We start from the raw sequence: 17,566 nt of genomic DNA, 5'->3' as shown, positions 1-17,566 counted from the left end.
AGCTAAAGGTTAAGCCAGTCGTACCGATTAGTACACTGCCAAATAGTCTTACTTATTCTGTAATGTTGCTATCAGGAAATAGCATTGCTTGACTACCAGAATAGACATATCTACTGGCCGAGAAAGAGTAGAAGTCCTCGCTCGTATCTATTCAAATACTTCGTTTTACGGGGCAGTTTTAATTGCTTTCTTAAACTAACCTGGTTGTTTTCATCCTTTTTACATAAATCAATAAGCGCCGGGTGAATATAAGAATTACGGGCTATCGTTGGCGTATTACCCAAATGGCTCGATACCGTTTCTAGCATGTCGCACAATGGGAGCTTTTTCTTTGCATTATAAAAAGCTTCGAATGCTAAAACACTCGCACGCCAGGTTCTAAAGTGTTTTGCGCTAAACTCCTCTCCCATTACATTCTGGATAAATTGATTAACTTCACGTGAAGTCACGGGAATACATTCACCATCCTCTTTGTATTGAAACAGGTTTTGTCCGGGTAAATCTTGCAACTCTTTAATAATAGAGCTCAAAACGCGATCTGTAAGGTTAACCTCTCTCACTTTGCCAGATTTAGCTTTATATTCTAAGCGAATATTTTTCCCTGTTATCTTCGCATGGCGGCGACGTAAGGTTGTCGCTCCAAAACTATTATTTTCTTTCGCGTTACGTTTAGATCCTATCCTTAAAGAGCCTAAATCCATCAATCTAACAACTGCAGCTATTGTCCTTTGATAATCAAGTGTATTACCTTCTAAGTATTCAGCTAACTTTGCTCTTAGTAAGGGTAATTTATTTCCGAAAAGCTCACACACTTCGAACTTTTTTAGCTCCTGCTGCTCTCTGAAATCTGGGTGATAAAGGTATTGTTTTCTCCCTTTTGTATCGTAACCAGTTGCTAAAATATGGCCATTTTCTTCAGGACAAAACCAAACATCTTTGTATGCAGGAGGGAATGCTAGTGCATCTAAACGGGCGATTTCACTTTTATCATTAATCCGCTTACCTGTTGGGTCGTAGTAAAGCCAACATTTAGAGTGACTTTTTCGAGTAATACCAGGCAAATTATCATCAACATAAATTAATTTCACTGCACCTTCTCACTATATAATTATTACTCAAGGCGAGTAGCCCTCGCCTTGAAAGATGAGTTATCGTTGCCAATAACGAAGTTGTGTTAGTGTCTGAAGAAAGTCACATGCCTTGCACGTTTCTAGGTTAATGATGCCGTCGTCTTGGTCTTCATTTAAGCCAACAGCTTTTAACAACTCCATTGAGCTTTCAGTAAAACCAATAAATTTTTTGTGTGAGTACGCATCAGAAACGAAATCTCTCGCCTCTGGAATTTTAATTAACTCTTTAGCACCTTCCTCTGATGTCAGTAAAACAACTGCATCATATAAAACAGAAGGGCCGCCGTTAATAACTTGCTCTGCTCCAAGGTGAACACCAGTAGAGCTTTTCGCTCCACCGATCTGGGCTGCAATGACTTCAAAGTTCGCACCTTGCTCGTTTATTTCGCTAACTAATGAATTAAATAGCTGATCGTCAAAGTCATCACTAACGAGAATACCGAGCTTCCTTCCCTCAAAAGTAGCCAAAGCACTTTTTTGAATACTCAGTGCATCAGATACAGGTAAATCTTGGCGAGTTTTTAGTGCAGCCTCAGCAGGTTCAGGCATTGTTTGCAAACCCAAACCAGAGGCCACTAACTTAGCTAATTCGCTATCAATATTTAGTAAATGAGACACCACACGCTCCCTAATAGCTAAATGTTCCACTTTTGACAGTTCAAAAATCAATGCGTCCTGGATATGTGATTGCTCTATCTTAGTTTGACTTAGATAAAACTGCCTAGCTTGGCTGTAATGATCACTGAAGGTTTCTGATCGATACCTTAGCTTGCTACCTTGCGCTTCATCATCAGAGCTTTTAAAGCCATGAACAGGACATTCTCTTGGATTGTTTTCATCACTTTGCCAAGAGTTTGGCTCATAATTTACTCTTCCTTTGGGGTTATGCATTGCCATGTGACCATCTTGGTGAAAGTGGTGCATTGGACATTTAGGTGCATTAATAGGGATATGAGTGAAATTTGGCCCTCCTAATCGCTTTGTTTGCGTATCTAAATATGAGAAGTTACGCCCTTGTAATAGTGGATCTGGTGTAAAATCGATTCCGGGAACTATGTTTTGTGTGCAAAAAGCAACCTGCTCTGTTTCTGCAAAAAAATTATCAACCACTCTATCTAAAACCATTCGACCAATGATCTTAACGGGTACTTGCTCTTCAGGGATAAGCTTTGTGGCATCAAATACATCAAACTCAAAGTCATCGGCAAAAGCTTGGTCAAATACCTGTACGCCAAGTTCCCACTCAGGGTAATCGCCATTTTGAATTGATTCCCACATATCACGGCGATGAAAGTCAGGATCTGCTCCATTAATTTTAACAGCTTCATTCCAAACCACTGATTGCATGCCTGATTTAGGTTTCCAATGGAATTTAACGTACTTTTGCTCACCATTTTTATTGATAAACTTAAATGTGTGAACGCCAAATCCTTCAATAAACCGTAATGAACGTGGAATAGCTCTATCAGACATCGCCCACATGACCATGTGCATTGATTCAGGCGATAAGCTAATAAAGTCCCAAAAATTATCATGAGCCGTTTGAGCTTGCGGAAAACCACGATCTGGCTCAGCTTTAGCGCTATGGATCAAGTCTGGGAATTTCATCGCATCTTGGATAAAAAACACAGGAATGTTATTTCCAACTAAATCCCAGTTTCCCTCTTTTGTATAAAATTTAACAGCAAATCCGCGCACATCCCTTGCTAAGTCAGGCGAGCCCTTGCTACCAGCGACCGTTGAAAACCGAGTGAATACAGGTGTTTTTTCGCCTTTTCGTTGAAATATATCCGCGCATGTCAGCTCTTCAAGTGTTTCGTAAGTTTCAAAGTAACCGTGTGCCCCATAACCTCTAGCATGCACAACCCTCTCAGGAATACGCTCATGATCGAAATGAAACATTTTTTCACGGAAAATATGGTCCTCCATTAATGTTGGACCACGCTTCCCTGCTGACAAGGAGTTTTGATTATCACTAACAGGACAACCTTGTGCTGTAGTCATTGTTGAATACTGATTATTTGCATGTTGATGTAGCTCACCACCATGCCCCTTTTGACCTGAATATTTAAATGACTCCGGCATAAGTTTCCCTTTATTTTAAACTCGTTAAATTGTTATTACGTGAATTTAGGAAAACTAGTAAGCAAGTAAAAAGCCAAAATTAAAACAAACGATATCAATAAGTTAAAATTAAATTAAATAACCTGTAATTAAACTTATTACACAATTTGTGTAATTTTTTCTAACTAAAACAATCTAAACCTCCTACTTTAGATTTATCCTCCCCACCATAAATTACACTCAACATTCGGCATTTATTAACTTCGTCTTTTTAGGTAAGCACACAGCAAAAGCTCAGCTTTCACTAATAAAAATCAATGCGATAGCGTATTACACTTCACTACCGTGAACCTTTATCTTGCATTAACACATAACAACTATTCCTAAACGCCAGTAAATTGATATATTATAACAAAACATTTAACATATTTTGTTTAATCTTATTAAGGGTCACTACTATGAGCAAACTTCCCGTCACCGTGCTCTCTGGCTTTTTAGGTGCAGGTAAAACCACTGTGCTCAGCCATATTTTAAATAACCGTGAAGACAAAAAAGTGGCTGTAATCGTCAATGATATGAGCGAAATAAACATCGATGCAGCAACAGTTAAAAACGATGTTTCGCTTAGCCGCGGCGAAGAAAAACTAGTAGAAATGAGCAATGGTTGTATCTGCTGCACGCTGCGTGAAGACTTACTCATTGAAGTACGCGCTTTAGCGCAAACAGGCCAATTTGATTATTTAGTTATCGAATCAACCGGTATTTCAGAGCCCCTTCCGGTTGCCGAAACATTTACCTTCGCTGATGAAGATGGCGTGTCACTGTCTGATGTTGCAAAGCTTGATACCATGGTCACGGTCGTTGATGCCGTTAACTTTTTAAACGACTTTAACGAAGCCAAGTTTTTGCAAGAAACCAACGAACATTTAGGCGATGAAGATGAGCGGAGCGTTGCCGACTTACTCATTGATCAAGTTGAGTTTGCTGATGTTATTTTAATTAGTAAAACAGACCTAATTAGCGCCGATGAACTTGAGAGTTTAAAAGCCATTTTAAGCTCATTAAATACCTCTGCAGAGCTAATTGCCATTGAAAATGGCCAAGTTGATATCAATGCAATTCTCGGCACGGGCCTGTTTAACTTTGAAAAAGCTCAGCAAGCACCTGGCTGGCTAAAAGAGCTACGCGGCGAGCATACCCCAGAAACCGAAGAATACGGTATTAGCAGCTTTACTTACGAGGCCCGCCGCCCTTTTCACCCTGAAAAATTTTATAACTTTATGCATAATAATCAACGCGAAGGCAAACTACTTCGCTCTAAAGGCTACTTTTGGTTAGCCTCTCGACCACAATTTGCTTGCCAATGGAATCAAGCTGGCGGCATCGCCCGCTATGGTTTTGACGGGATATTTTGGAAAGCCTTACCGCAAGATCAGTGGCCAACAGATAGCGACTACTTAGATTCAATTAACCAAGTATGGCAAGAACCCTTTGGTGATATGCGCCAAGAGCTGGTTTTTATTGGCCAAAACCTCAATCAAGCAGCGATCATTCAAGCTCTCGATAACTGCTTACTTAGCGACGATGAACTATTAGCAGGCAAAGCGCTTTGGCAAACCCTGCCCGATCCATTTCCTGTTTGGGAGGAAGCATAATGACAGCCTACGCATTAGAATATGACACTGATAACCTACCATCAGCGGCAGCAACAGCGCTAAGCCCTGTGGTGTTTTCACAAATTTATAAACCTGAGCATAACATTGCAATTTGGCAACGCAGCTTATCAAATCAGTTACAATCAGAAGTAGCTGAGAGTATTACAGCAAACCCAGATCTCAGTATTAACGCTGTGATCAATCAAAATACCATTGTGGCTGACATAAATAAGTCCATTGAAAAACTACCTCAAGCAGAAGAGCTTAAAGCCGACCTCGCTCAGCTCGTTGATATGTTTTGTTATTTGTTCGAATTAAAACGTACCGGATTACGCCTAAGAGTACTTGAACGAGCCATGTGCCCACGCTTTCATGTTGACAGAGTTCCTTGTCGGTTAGTCAGCACATATTGTGGTAGTGGCTCACAGTGGTTGCAAAATGCAGGACTAGATCGCACTAAACTTGGCGCAGGTCACCAAGGATTAAGTGATGAAGAATCAGGCTTAATGACAGCAAATACTAAAATTCACTCTCTAAATGTCGGTGATGTAGCCCTATTAAAAGGCGAAACTTGGCAAAATAACGAAGGCAAAGGCCTTGTGCACCGCTCACCAGCACTCGCTGCTGGCGAAAAACGGCTACTTGTAACCCTCGACTTTATTGCTTAATACGAGCGTACCAACTGCGTCTATTAATTCTAATAGGCGCTATTTCATTCAAGAACACGCTACAACTGCTCATGGTTTTAAATTAATGAAAAGCATACTGAGCGCACTTGCAATTGCCGATAGGGCAAACATCCTTAGTAACAAAATTAAGGCATTCCTTGCGCCACCAGCAAAAGTGCCTTTAAAGCTTAATGGGTAGCCATGAAAAACCATTAAATATAACACGTTAAAAAGTCCTACCCGCATCCCGTCAATTTCATGGGTGTCGCCATTTTTTAAGTGAATTTCACACACATGCAAAGTGGGTAATCTAATTCGTGGTTCGCCAAACTTTCGTTTGCGTTTTAGATCCATCGTGTAGTGAAACAAAACCTCTGCGATTTCGTTTTTAGCAATGGTGAGAGTGTGATTTTGGTGCTCTTTAAAAGTCAATTTATCAATTTTGAGCTCATCCTTGCTTATGCTCATTGCCCATTTAGAACCAAAGCCATACTTCTTGTAAGTCATGATGCGCTTGGTAATAAACACGACCAAAAAACTTGTAAGACAAACTAAAAAAGCCAACCATGGGTTAAAAGCATCGACTAAATAAAAACTAGATAGCGAAATTGCGCATACCATAAGCGCAAAAAACACTTCGGCCCACTCAGATAACGTCGCTAAGCCTGGGAGAGATTCTAGTTCTGTTATTGACTCTTCAGTTAGTGACGATTTTCCTTTAAAGGCAGCATACCGAAACCATTTTTTATCATTTAAATCCAGTTCTAGTGAGTGCTTAGCCATCGAGCCCATAAAAATCCCTTTTGTATTAATGCTTAATAGAAGCAACCTTTTTGTTCCTAAACTTATACACAACCAGAGCTCACACGTAAATACTCAAAGAGCTAATAAGTTAAGTCCCCTCAGCTAATGACCGTGCTGTATTTAATCAAAAACCAGCTAAGCTTCGTATAGTAAAGAAATTTATATATGTGAGCTGATATGGAGCGCCTTTTTCAAAATAGTCGGTTTTTAGTCATCATCGCGATTATCACTACAGCAATTTCATCGTTACTTGTTTATATAACCTGTGTGAACATCGTTTTTAATGTTGTTAAAACAACGATTATATCTTTGCCTGACTCTGCTAAGGGAGGGAAAGAGATGATAGTCGAGCTTTTAAAAATTCTCGACTTATTACTGATTGGTATTACTCTTCAAGTTATTACCATCAGCCTTTACCGGCTATTCATTTCGCCTGCAACCACAAAGAGTAGCCAGTTTTTGGCCGCCTTTCATATCGAAGATTTTCATGACTTAAAAATTACCTTAGTGCAGGTAACATCCGTCATTTTAGTGATTCTGTTTTTAGAACACGCTGTTGAATTCGGCGGCACAATAGAAACCCTCTACCTTGGTATTTCTATTGCGATTGTGGTTGCCGCCTCGACCTTTGCATGGCGCTCAATGAAGTAGTGAACACTCACCAATGTTAGTTTGCTTTTTCAGGGTGACGTAGCTGATATTGCTCTTTCATCGCGGTATTAAACTGCTCAAGTAAACTTCCCTTTTGGGTTTCTTTAGCCAGTTCTAGCAAATCGATTTTTGAGCACTAAAAAAGGCGTAACAGCTTATGTTACGCCTTTAAATTTAAGCCCTAAAGTGCAAGCGCTAATATTTGCTTAACTTTCGCTAAATCAATATCACCGTGTTCACCTAGCGTTGTTAACTCATTCTTTTCTAAGTTTTTAACAACCGCGTCGATTGCTTGTTCATCAAGGTCATAATCAGCAAGGCGTGTTTTCACAGCCATTGCTTCGAAGAAGTCTTGCACTGCTTTAATCGTTTTATCGATTTGTTCAGCTTCATCGCTATAATTAAAACCAAACACTCGCTCACCAAGCTGCTGTATTTTAATAGACTTTTGCTCTTTTTGAACATGCATTAGCGCAGGTAAAACAATCGCCAGCGTTTGTGCGTGATCAAGATTGTAAAGGGCCGTTAATTCATGACCAATCATATGCGTAGACCAATCTTGCGGTACACCCTGACCAATCAAGCCATTCAGTGCCATTGTAGCTGACCACATAACATTGGCTCTTACATCATAGTTTTGCGGCTCGCTCAGCGCTTTAGGCCCTTCGCTGATCAAGGTTTGTAAAATACCTTCTGCAAAGCGGTCTTGTAATGGCGCGTTTACTGGGTAAGTTAAGTACTGCTCAATAACGTGTACAAACGCATCTACTACACCATTACTTACTTGGCGCTCTGGTAACGAAAAAGTATATTCAGGATCAAGTACTGCAAAAACAGGTTGCACACTCGGTGATGAAAAAGCACGTTTTTGCGACGTCTCTTTTTTAGTAACCACTGAGTTACCGTTACTCTCAGAGCCAGTTGCAGGTAAAGTTAATACCGCACCGATAGGAAGCGGGTTGCTAAACTCAGCACCTTTAACAAGGATATCCCACGGCTCACCTGCAAAGTTATAAGCTGCTGCAACAAACTTAGCGCCATCAATAACACTGCCACCGCCAACAGCTAAAATAAAGTTAACATTATGCTCTTTAGCAGTTACTAATGCTTGCATTAGTGTTTCGTATGTTGGGTTAGGTTCAACACCACCAAACTCAATCACGTCAACATCGGCTAATGCACTCATTGCTTGGTCGTATACGCCATTTTTCTTTATTGAGCCACCACCAAAAAGTAATAGTACTTTAGCGTTTTCTGGTAAACGTGAGGTGATCTCACTCATTTGACCTTTACCAAACAAAATTTCGGTTTGATTTTTATAAATAAAGTTCAACATTTAAATGCCCCTTAAATTAGGTTTAAATTGCTAATTAGCTAACTTACTTAGCTAACATTTCTAAAAGCTTTTCTGCTAATAATTTATCTGAAAACGGGTTTTGCCCCGTAATCAGTTCGCGGTCAACAACCACATTAGGCTGCCACTCACTAGCAAATGCCATATTTCCACCGGCCTTTTCCATTGCCATAGCTGGATAAAACTTAAGCTTTTTACCTTCTAAACTGCTTTCAAAAATACGTTCTTCAGGGTCTGAAAAAATAGTCATTTTATAGCCGTCATAAATCCAGTTATTGGCTGATGCTTTTTCGCCATCTTTTATCGCTTGATAATAAGAATTTGGCTGAACTTGTGCCGACAACAACGTAATTGGGCCATGGCAAATTGCCGCTGTTGGTTTACCTTGCTTATTAAAATGACGCAAAATTTCACCCACTTCTGGGTTGTTTGCTAAATCAATTAAAGGCGCATGGCCGCCTGGGATAAACACAGCCTCATATTGGCTTAAGTCACCCGCTAAAATTTCGCTTAAACTTGCGGTATCTTTTATATCTGGTAGCGATGCTACAAAACGCTGAATGCTCTGCATTTTAGCTTCATTACCATCAAAGTAGTCGGTACTCACTGATTTTTTATCTACTTGAGGCGCATTACCTTTGGGTGTTGCAAGTACAAGCTCATAACCCGCATCGACTAATGCTTTCGCAGGCACACCAAACTCATTTAGGTAGTAGCCTGTTTCAATACTCTGGCCGTCAGCTAAGTCCATGGTTGTTTCACTTGATAAAATAACCAAAACTTCACCTTCACCCGCCACTGCAAACATCGACATAGTTGATGCAGCAACAAGCGTTAGTCGCTGTAATATCTTTTTCATAACTCATCCTCTTAGAAAGTGCAGCCATCATAGTTGGTTTGCGGGGCGAGTAGAATTCGGATAAATTAAGAGGAGCAATCAGAATATTTATGGCTCGTACAGTTACATGTCTTATCTCACGCAATTAAAAACCTTTGTTGAAGTTTATCGTTGTAAAAATATTACGAAGGCAGCGGCTAATTTAGGCTTATCTCAGCCTTCGGTGACCTCACACATTCAAGCAATGGAAGCTGTAGTTGGTAAACCTTTATTTGAGCGTAAAGCCCGCGGTGTTACCCCCACTGCAGCAGCACATGATCTAGCTCTTCAGGTTTCTGGTCATATCGATATATTAGAGCAAAAAATCATGTCGATACGGGCACGTTCTGATGCCGCACATGGCACTATAAATATCGCAGGACCTGCCGAATATATTAGTAGTGTGTCAGGGCCACAAATTGCCAACTTACTGCAATCTGGCAATGTGAACCTTGTTCTGCATATTGGTAATAAGGTAAGTATTTTTGACGCATTGCAATCAGGTACTGCAGATATTGCTATTGCCGCATCAGCGCCTGATCCAGCACTATTCGATAGCCTAGTGCTCGACAAAGAAAAGCTAATTTTAGTAATGAACCGTCTACATGGAAGAGAAATCAAAGACAGCACCATTACCGCAGATTTACTCTCAAGCTACAATGTCGTTGCTTATGATGAAGAGCTGCCTTTGATAAGACAATACTTTGAAGCTGTATTCAACGCAAAATGCCACTCAAACGTCATTGCTATTTGCCCAGATATACGTGCTATTAGCAATATTATTCGCTCAGGCATTGGCTATTCTGTATTACCCGATTACCTTTGTCGCGATCAGATAAAAGCCGGAGAGCTTGTGCAGCTGGGGCCCGAAGGCCCAGAAAATATTATTTACTTAGTTTGGAACAAAGGGGCATTAAAGCACCCCCGTATTGCATTTGCCAAAGATGTTATTTCGGCCTTTGCAAATATTAATTACTTTGCAAACTAAGCAAGGCCTGCTTTGCGTCTAGCAGTTTTACTCGTGGGGCAAGCGCATTTAGTGCGATTAAATGTAGCATTTCAGATACTGTGGTACACACATCTGTCAAAACTTCTACGTCGTACTCTTTAGCTTGCTCTGAGATAGCTGTATGAGTCACACAGTTTTGCGTCATCATGCCTGCGATCAAAAGTTTTTTAATACCATGCTGCTTTAATACATCTTCTAAATTGGTTTGATAAAAGCTGTCTGCATAGTGTTTTACAACCACAGGGGCTTTTGGTGCCGCATTTAAAATATCAGGATGAATATCAACACCTTCTGTACCTTCATTAAAAAATGGCGCTAACCCCTGAGAAGGATCAGCAACATGCTGAATATGAATAGGTAAAACCCCGCGCTCTGAGGCTTGTTTTATCACATCGACGAGCTGATCTTTTACTTGTTTAGCCTGCCATAAAGGAAACGCGCCATCCTCAAAGTAATCATTCTGTAAGTCGATAATTAGTAATGCTGTGTTTGTCATTGTATAAACCCTTTTTCATTGTATTGACGCCTAGTTTGCTGAATTTTTAACGTATCAAACAGTGACCCAAACACCATTTATCGATAATATTGGGCCAAAGTGTTTGATAAGGCTTTACCATGAATGTTGCAGTATTCGCATTTCCAAATATCAGTCCATTTCACCTTGCAGTACCATGCATGGTGTTTGGTGAAGGCGCTCGCTCAGCTGGTATCAAAGAATTTAACTTAGCAGTGTGCAGCGAAAGTAAAGCTGTAATGCCCTCAAGCGCGGGGTTTGATATTCAAGCGCATCACTCAATAACAAAGTTTGATCAGGCAGATATTATAATTATTCCGTCTTGGCCATCCCCTGAAACAGCCCCCTCTAAAGAATTAGCAACCAGTTTGCTACACGCGCATAGCCGTGGCGCTATAATTGTAGGGCTTTGTTTAGGCGCTTATGCGTTAGCGCACATTGGGCTTTTAGATAATATTGAAGCAACCACCCACTGGGCATACAGCGATGACTTCAAAGCGCGCTTTGCAAAAGTGAAGCTTAACAATCAAGTACTTTACCTTGAACATAACCGGCTATATACGTCGGCAGGAACAGCGGCAGCCATTGATTGTTGCTTATATTTAGTTCGCAAATTTTTAGGAAGCGAGCAAACTAATGCTATTGCCAGAATGATGGTAACGGCTCCGTACCGTACTGGTGGGCAAACACAATTTATTGCCCTACCCGTCCCCGAAAGTGTTGCTGATGAGCGTTTAGCAAGCTTACTTGAACAGATGCAAGAAAACTTAGCCAGCAATCACACGATTGATACTCTCGCAGAGCAAATGCACATGAGCCGGCGTACCTTTACCCGCCACTTTCAATCGCTTACAGGGCAGAGCGTTGGGCAATGGCTATTAAATCAACGTTTAAACCACGCGCAGCGACTTCTTGAGTCAACTGATTTACCATTAGAACATTTAGCCGAGCAATGCGGTTTTGGATCATCTGTTACTTTACGCCACCATTTTCGCTCTCAGTTTGGTTTATCACCGCGAGACTGGCGTAATGCATTCCGCCAAGCGTAAAGCTTAGGTATAATCTGTTTTTCAACTCGATTTTGGTTTTTAAATGAAAAAGCTTTCTAAAGTACAATTAAAACAGCAAGCCCTTGTATTAAATGTTACCAATTTCTAAAAAGCCACCTTAACTAAGGTGGCTTATGAAGTTATCGATTAATTGCCGCATCTATTGATAAATACACATAGTTACTAAATTTAGGGTTTGCGAGATGCCCCCCCTCAGCAATGGTTTCTAACAGCTGCTCATAAGTTTGTTTATCTGTATTATTACCAGCATAACCATAAAGTAAAATGTTCACCTTCTCTGCCGTAACGTCAGCTACAGGTTCCGCGAAAACACTACCAAACGATAAGTCAGGTATTTCACCTCGGATCCCTCCAGAAATTTGCCAATCAAAACGCGTTGCGGCTGCATCATCAACTAAAAAGCTAAATGACCAATAAACACGAGCAAAGCGACTGTCAGCACTACTAAAATCATAATTCAAATCAGAACTACTTAGGAAATTTAGTAAGCTGTCTCCAATTTCATTTGAAATTTCAGGCAAAGCAGTTAGTTCAAAGCTACCGTCATTATCCACACGACTTCTAGCATAACTAGTGGTTCTCATAGTGCCACTTTCTATACTTTGTGATTCAGAATTTACTTGAACATGAAAATTATGTTCAGTTGCTGATGGGAATACATAAAGATATTCAGAGTTGCTAAGAAATGAAAAATCAATAAGGTGATATTGGTGCTCTTCTAAAAAATAACCTCGGGTGCTGGTATAGTCGATATATGGGTTATAATCAGCAAGAACTTCAACACCTTGATGGATAAAATCAGACTCTTTTATTTCTATCGTGTTTGAGTTTTTAGGGATTTCAATAATCGCGGCTTTTGCATCGTAGCCATATTTAGATTTAGCTTGAATATAAAGTTTATTGTCTTCAGGGCACACTGAATAAGTATCACCTAATGTCGTACCATTATCCAAACCTAAAGTGTAGTCATAGGAAATACTTCCTAATTGCGAAGTGTCAAGTTGATAATCTTCACAACTACAGTTTAAGCTAGGGTCAAAAAAACTAAAGGTACCTAAGTTTGAGCGTCCTTCAATATCTAGTTCAGAAGAAATAAACGTATATTTTTCAGCGTCTTCTACTGTCTCCCCCAAGATTGAGATGTGTTTAGTGCCTTTTGGAACCGTATCAGAGAACACTCCCTCTTCATTCGTTTTAGCAAAACCAATCGGTGAACCATTTTCAGCATGGAAGACAATATCAGCTTGGTAAGGTACATCAGAGCATCGAAAGCTATAATTGCGCGCTTTTAAAGATATTGTTTGTAAATCACTAGCTCCTCCGTCACCTAAACCTTGGTTTCCAGAGCTGCTTTCGTCTGATGAACTCCCCCCACATCCAGTCAATGCAAGTACGATAGCAGTGTGTAGAGGTAGCTTAAGAAATTGCTTCATTTATTAATCCTTTAAAATATAAATATTCAATCTTTATTATCCATATTTGTGTAATACGGTAGCAAGTTTTATTTTTCACTCAGTGCAAATGAACGTTAAGTTGTTGCAGCAATCAAAGCTTAGGTATAATTAGTTTTTCGACTCGATTTTGGTTTTTAAATGAAAAAGCTTTCTAAAGTACAATTAAAACAGCAAGCCCTTGTATTAAATGTTGCCGACGCCCTTGAAGAGCAAGGTCGCGCAGAACTTGAAGGCATGTTGCAATGCTGGTTTGATGTGGAATACCACTTATTCCCAGGCTCATTGCTTTTATGTTTTCAATTTGAAAACCAGCAATCACTCGATGCAGCGACCCCAGATCTATTAAAATGGCAAAAACGCCTAAGTGGCGCAATGCTGAAAAAAGGCGTGATTTTAAAAGACATGCGCAGGCATTTAGTGTTTACCCTAAAAGGCCCAGACGATTAAATGGGTAAGTTGCGAGTTAGCAAGTTAGCAAGTTAGCAAGTTAGCAAGTTAGCAAGTTAGCAAGTTAGCAAGTTAGCAAGTTAGCAAGTTAAAAACACTAGAGTGACTACCACTTGTGTCAAGTAACTCGCTAACTCGTTGAGTTTTTAATCTGACTTCTAACGACTGATATCTAATAGCTCCATTTTTGTTCAGCGTTAAAACGCCTCCTACATCTCGTATCTCGTCCCTCGGAACTCGTATCTTTCCCCTTTACTCTTTCCCCTAGCAACTCGCTAACTCGTTGAGTTTTTAATCTGACTTCTAACGACTGATATCTAATAGCTCCATTTTTGTTCAGCGCTAAAACGCCTCCTACAAATCGCATCTCGTCCCTCGGAACTCGTACCTTTCCCCTTTACTCTTTCTAACTCGCTAACTTATTCCAACACCTGCGTACTTAACACCAGATAACAACGCCATATCTTTGTGCCATGTTGCTAAATCATTAGCATTAAACTTAGCTAAAGAGTCATGACCACATGCCCTAGCCATTACCGACATTAACTCAGTTGACGCTTCAAAAAAGTTCTTTAATTGATTTGCCGACTTTTCAATATTTAAGCGCTGACGTAAGTCTTGCTTTTGTGTGGCAATCCCTGCTGGGCAGTTATTGGTATTACACATACGCGCAGCAACACAGCCGATTGCTTGCATTGCACTATTTGAAATCGCCACCCCATCAGCACCAAGAGCGAGCGCTTTTACAAAATCAATTGGTAAACGTAAACCACCTGTAATGATCAAACTAACATCACTTGCACCTTGTTCATCTAAGTACTTTCTTGCTCTGGCAAGTGCAGGAATAGTCGGTACGCTAATATGATCCCTAAAAATTTCAGGGGCTGCGCCTGTACCGCCTCCACGACCATCAAGAATGATGTAATCGGCACTCGCATCGAGCGCAAATTGAATATCTTCCTCAATATGATTAGCACTCAGTTTAAAACCGATTGGAATACCGCCCGTTACCTCGCGTACTCTATCAGCAAACTTTTTGAAATCGGCCGCACTGTGTAAGTCTTTAAATGTTGGTGGTGAAATCGCCGAAGTACCCGCTTCAATTCCTCTAACCTCAGAGATTTTGCCAACATTCTTATTGCCCGGCAAATGCCCACCAGTACCCGTTTTTGCGCCTTGTCCACCTTTAAAGTGAAAGGCCTGAACGTTCTTTAATTTATCTTCGCTATAACCAAAGCCTGCACTTGCTAACTCATAAAAGTACCGTGAATTGGCTTGCTGCTCTTCAGGAAGCATACCGCCTTCACCCGAACAAATACCTGTGCCAGCAAGTTCTGCTCCTTTTGCTAAAGATACTTTAGCTTCTTCAGATAAAGCCCCAAAACTCATATCAGAAACAAATAATGGAATAGCCAGCTTTAATGGCTTTTTCGCTCGCGGGCCAATTACAAGCTCAGTATTAACAGCAACATCTTCCATTAAAGGTTGCGTTGCCATTTGTGCCACCATTAGTTGTAAATCATCCCACTTAGGTAATTGATATCGCGGCACGCCCATCGACACCATAGGGCCATGATGACCAAGCTTTGATAACCCTTCACGTGCCAGTTGATGAATAAGCTCAACGGTGGGCTCCTCTTTGGTTGCAGTAGCTACAGGCGAATCAGAGGCTTGAATTTGTACGCCCGGCCCTTCTTGACCAACTTGGCTTTGATCAAATTGCTTGTGACTACCATCACAAAATGGCGCATTAGCGGTGTGCTTACATTGGCATAAATAGGCATCGCCCGACTCTTCTGCAGTAAATGCTTTGGGTTTGAAATCGGTTCCGGCATGTGAGCCATCACAAAATGGCTGATTTTTAGAACGCCCACAGGCACAAAAGTAATACTCTTGCCCCTGCTCTAAGGTGACTTTTTTCGGCGAAACGGCTGCAATTATGGGTTTGCTCATTATTGTTCCCTCACGGTTGCTACATTACATTGCTATGTTCAAGGTACTGCGATTGAGGTAAGTATTAATTCAAGGCTTACTTGCTTTACAAAGGGTAGTTCAGCTCAGTTAAAAAACGAGCTCTTAAGCGCCTAGAAGTTTACTTATCTATCGATTAACAACTATATAACCGCAACAAGCAGCCAAGATATCAGCCATTTCATATTTTAAAGTAAGAGGTAAATCGGCTTGTAAACCGCAGTGTGGGTAATTTTCACATAGAGGATAAGAGGCGCTGCGCTTTAGAGGAATTATTAAAAGCAAACTTCACAGATATAACCCATTGTAGATCGTTATTTATGGCGAAAAGCAACCGTTAACACTCACGGGCTGAAGCCCGACTTACAAATTACCTCTTTGATAATAACCATCGCGCGAAATAAATTTCACGCCTACGGGCAAGTTTCAGCTTGTTTGTTGGGTTTTAAATCTTATAGCTTAAAGCTCTTTTGATTTAATCTGATTTCTAACGACTGATATCTAATATCTCTATTTTTGTTCTGCGTTAAAACGCCTCCTACAACTCGCATCTCGTTCCTCGGAACTCGTACCTTTCCCTTTAACTCGCTAACTTTACTCTAGAAACTCGCAAACTCATTCCACTCCCATTTGCTTCACATGTTCAACCAGCTCGGGGAAAAACGCTAAAAACACCGCGTCTAATTGTTGGTAGTGGCGGGCTATATCGTCAGCGGCTCCTGTAAAGTTATTAGCAAAGCGAATACGCTTGGCGATGTTATCGAGGGCAAGGCCGACCCCATCGAGTGTTTCATATTCTTTAAACCAATCACTGTTGGTCATACTGGTCACAACCTGCTGCATACGCGAAGGCATCATGGCTCGGCGAGCATTTAAAAGTCCATAGCTGTGCTGTTTGAAATCAGCTAATGGTTGGTCATTAAAGTGCTGCCAATGCTGAATAAGAAAGTGATCGAACGCCACATCAATCGCGACACTTGCAAAGCGTTTACGTGCTGGCGAAAAGTACTGCTTAGCCTCTTTTACAAGGGGATGTGAGTCAGTAAACCTATCAACCAAATAATGATTTTCAAGGCCATTTTTAACCGTATTGGGTAACTGCGCTGAATACCGACGCCCACCAAAGTCCCCCAGCAAATTACCAAAATGTGAATCAGCCGTCGGTTGTGCTAAATAAAGGTGAGCCAAGTAGTTCAACGCATTCTCTAAATAAAGTCATTTTATGCATTGTAAAAGAATACAGGTAAAAGGGTCTAGGGGCAGGAGTTGCAAGTTAGCAAGTTAGCAAGTTAGCAAGTTAGCGAGTTAGCGAGTTAGCGAGTTAGCGAGTTAGCGAGTTAGCAAAATTGTAGCAGCGATTTTATATCGCGTAATCAAATGCCTGGTAAGCGTTATGCTTGCATGGCACGTTTTAAATAGATCATCGCGCGAAATAAATTTCACGCCTACAGTGCTAGGTGCTAGGTGCTAGGTGCTAGGTGCTAGGTGCTAGGTGCTAGGTGCTAGGTGCTAGGTGCTAGGTGCTAACAGCATAGTGTTGGTTTTGGATTCGTAAAGGGGGCTCCCTATCCAATCGACTTTTTTCGGCGTTAAAACGCCTCCTACAACTCGTATCTCCTCCCTCGAAACTCGTACCTTTCCCCTTGTAACTCGCTAACATTACGGGCTGAAGCCCGACCTACAACTCACCCGTTGATTTAAGAAATATCGCGCGAAATAAATTTCACGCCTACGGGTATGCATTTCAATTTAACTATGTGCTGGCACAATCCAATCTAACTTCTAACGACTGATATCTAATACCTTCTAACGCCTCCTACAACTCACATCTCGCTAACTTTTCAATCTGATAGCTGACGTCTGAAAGCTGATGGCTCCAAACGTTGAGTTTAAATCGC

The 17,566-nt window shown here is 40.8% G+C and carries 15 protein-coding genes; 6 read left to right on the top strand and 9 right to left on the bottom strand.

Going from position 1 to position 17,566, the window contains the following annotated elements:
• Positions 1 to 110 precede the first annotated feature (110 nt).
• Together EXT43_RS10250 and EXT43_RS10245 are read right to left on the bottom strand one after the other, a co-directional pair.
• Entirely contained in the window at positions 111 to 1,088 is a 978-nt protein-coding gene (locus tag EXT43_RS10250; protein WP_063528716.1) for a DNA topoisomerase IB, read from the bottom strand.
• A gap of 60 nt (positions 1,089 to 1,148) precedes the next feature.
• Complete coding sequence (locus EXT43_RS10245; protein WP_130166890.1) at positions 1,149 to 3,215, bottom strand: catalase; 2,067 nt, start codon at positions 3,213 to 3,215, stop codon at positions 1,149 to 1,151.
• A gap of 437 nt (positions 3,216 to 3,652) precedes the next feature.
• Here EXT43_RS10245 and zigA point away from each other — a divergent pair, with 437 nt between their 5' ends.
• On the top strand, positions 3,653 to 4,849 hold the full coding sequence (gene zigA / locus EXT43_RS10240) for a zinc metallochaperone GTPase ZigA (protein ID WP_130166889.1): 1,197 nt from the start codon (positions 3,653 to 3,655) through the stop codon (positions 4,847 to 4,849).
• A complete protein-coding gene (locus EXT43_RS10235) occupies positions 4,849 to 5,517 on the top strand; it encodes a DUF1826 domain-containing protein (RefSeq protein ID WP_130166888.1) in 669 nt (222 codons plus the stop codon). The genes zigA and EXT43_RS10235 overlap by 1 nt, the downstream gene beginning before the upstream one ends.
• Before the next feature lie 69 nt (positions 5,518 to 5,586).
• On the opposite strand, the gene EXT43_RS10230 is transcribed toward EXT43_RS10235, so the two are convergent.
• The gene (locus EXT43_RS10230) at positions 5,587 to 6,300 is read right to left on the bottom strand and encodes a hypothetical protein (RefSeq protein ID WP_130166887.1); all 714 of its coding nucleotides are present in this window, start codon (positions 6,298 to 6,300) and stop codon (positions 5,587 to 5,589) included.
• A gap of 198 nt (positions 6,301 to 6,498) precedes the next feature.
• Between EXT43_RS10230 and EXT43_RS10225 the strand changes: the two genes are divergently transcribed.
• Entirely contained in the window at positions 6,499 to 6,972 is a 474-nt protein-coding gene (locus EXT43_RS10225; RefSeq protein ID WP_063529685.1) for a YqhA family protein, read from the top strand.
• 181 nt (positions 6,973 to 7,153) lie between these two features.
• On the opposite strand, the gene EXT43_RS10220 is transcribed toward EXT43_RS10225, so the two are convergent.
• A complete protein-coding gene (locus EXT43_RS10220; RefSeq protein WP_130166886.1) occupies positions 7,154 to 8,308 on the bottom strand; it encodes an iron-containing alcohol dehydrogenase in 1,155 nt (384 codons plus the stop codon).
• Between the two features lie 43 nt (positions 8,309 to 8,351).
• On the bottom strand, positions 8,352 to 9,185 hold the full coding sequence (locus tag EXT43_RS10215) for a type 1 glutamine amidotransferase domain-containing protein (RefSeq protein WP_130166885.1): 834 nt from the start codon (positions 9,183 to 9,185) through the stop codon (positions 8,352 to 8,354).
• Positions 9,186 to 9,291: 106 nt separating this feature from the next.
• Between EXT43_RS10215 and EXT43_RS10210 the strand changes: the two genes are divergently transcribed.
• Positions 9,292 to 10,191 carry a LysR family transcriptional regulator gene (locus EXT43_RS10210; protein WP_130166884.1) on the top strand — a complete coding sequence of 300 codons (900 nt, stop codon included), beginning with the start codon at positions 9,292 to 9,294 and terminating at the stop codon, positions 10,189 to 10,191.
• Here EXT43_RS10210 and EXT43_RS10205 read toward each other — a convergent pair.
• Entirely contained in the window at positions 10,172 to 10,708 is a 537-nt protein-coding gene (locus tag EXT43_RS10205) for a cysteine hydrolase family protein (RefSeq protein WP_063527664.1), read from the bottom strand. The two genes, EXT43_RS10210 and EXT43_RS10205, sit on opposite strands and share 20 nt — an antisense overlap.
• A gap of 119 nt (positions 10,709 to 10,827) precedes the next feature.
• Between EXT43_RS10205 and EXT43_RS10200 the strand changes: the two genes are divergently transcribed.
• Positions 10,828 to 11,775, top strand: a complete 948-nt coding sequence (locus EXT43_RS10200) for a helix-turn-helix domain-containing protein (RefSeq protein WP_130166883.1) — start codon at positions 10,828 to 10,830, stop codon at positions 11,773 to 11,775.
• A 140-nt stretch (positions 11,776 to 11,915) separates the two neighbouring features.
• Here EXT43_RS10200 and EXT43_RS10195 read toward each other — a convergent pair whose 3' ends face one another.
• Positions 11,916 to 13,229, bottom strand: coding sequence for a hypothetical protein (locus EXT43_RS10195; protein WP_062564992.1), 1,314 nt, complete (start codon positions 13,227 to 13,229; stop codon positions 11,916 to 11,918).
• 159 nt (positions 13,230 to 13,388) lie between these two features.
• Here EXT43_RS10195 and EXT43_RS10190 point away from each other — a divergent pair, with 159 nt between their 5' ends.
• Complete coding sequence (locus tag EXT43_RS10190; protein ID WP_130166882.1) at positions 13,389 to 13,697, top strand: hypothetical protein; 309 nt, start codon at positions 13,389 to 13,391, stop codon at positions 13,695 to 13,697.
• Positions 13,698 to 14,111: 414 nt separating this feature from the next.
• Here the strand turns inward: EXT43_RS10190 and EXT43_RS10185 are convergent, their stop codons facing one another.
• Positions 14,112 to 15,650, bottom strand: coding sequence for a glutamate synthase-related protein (locus tag EXT43_RS10185; protein ID WP_130166881.1), 1,539 nt, complete (start codon positions 15,648 to 15,650; stop codon positions 14,112 to 14,114).
• A gap of 633 nt (positions 15,651 to 16,283) precedes the next feature.
• A complete protein-coding gene (locus EXT43_RS10180; RefSeq protein ID WP_130166880.1) occupies positions 16,284 to 16,865 on the bottom strand; it encodes an ACP phosphodiesterase in 582 nt (193 codons plus the stop codon).
• Between the last annotated feature and the right edge of the window lie 701 nt (positions 16,866 to 17,566).

Source organism: Pseudoalteromonas sp. CO109Y, assembly GCF_004208935.1.
In the GTDB taxonomy this organism is placed as follows: domain Bacteria; phylum Pseudomonadota; class Gammaproteobacteria; order Enterobacterales; family Alteromonadaceae; genus Pseudoalteromonas; species Pseudoalteromonas shioyasakiensis.
The sequence above is the reverse complement of the archived record's forward strand: the minus strand, read 5'-3'. Positions and strand labels throughout refer to the sequence as shown.

Bases quoted from the DNA above. Each gene is read 5' to 3' on its own strand.
- EXT43_RS10210 (WP_130166884.1), top strand. From the start codon at position 9,292: ATGTCTTATCTCACGCAATTAAAAACCTTTGTTGAAGTTTATCGTTGT.
- zigA (WP_130166889.1), top strand. From the start codon at position 3,653: ATGAGCAAACTTCCCGTCACCGTGCTCTCTGGCTTTTTAGGTGCAGGT.
- EXT43_RS10205 (WP_063527664.1), bottom strand. From the start codon at position 10,708: ATGACAAACACAGCATTACTAATTATCGACTTACAGAATGATTACTTT.
- EXT43_RS10200 (WP_130166883.1), top strand. From the start codon at position 10,828: ATGAATGTTGCAGTATTCGCATTTCCAAATATCAGTCCATTTCACCTT.
- EXT43_RS10215 (WP_130166885.1), bottom strand. From the start codon at position 9,185: ATGAAAAAGATATTACAGCGACTAACGCTTGTTGCTGCATCAACTATG.
- EXT43_RS10220 (WP_130166886.1), bottom strand. From the start codon at position 8,308: ATGTTGAACTTTATTTATAAAAATCAAACCGAAATTTTGTTTGGTAAA.
- EXT43_RS10185 (WP_130166881.1), bottom strand. From the start codon at position 15,650: ATGAGCAAACCCATAATTGCAGCCGTTTCGCCGAAAAAAGTCACCTTA.
- EXT43_RS10230 (WP_130166887.1), bottom strand. From the start codon at position 6,300: ATGGCTAAGCACTCACTAGAACTGGATTTAAATGATAAAAAATGGTTT.
- EXT43_RS10245 (WP_130166890.1), bottom strand. From the start codon at position 3,215: ATGCCGGAGTCATTTAAATATTCAGGTCAAAAGGGGCATGGTGGTGAG.
- EXT43_RS10225 (WP_063529685.1), top strand. From the start codon at position 6,499: ATGGAGCGCCTTTTTCAAAATAGTCGGTTTTTAGTCATCATCGCGATT.
- EXT43_RS10235 (WP_130166888.1), top strand. From the start codon at position 4,849: ATGACAGCCTACGCATTAGAATATGACACTGATAACCTACCATCAGCG.
- EXT43_RS10195 (WP_062564992.1), bottom strand. From the start codon at position 13,229: ATGAAGCAATTTCTTAAGCTACCTCTACACACTGCTATCGTACTTGCA.
- EXT43_RS10190 (WP_130166882.1), top strand. From the start codon at position 13,389: ATGAAAAAGCTTTCTAAAGTACAATTAAAACAGCAAGCCCTTGTATTA.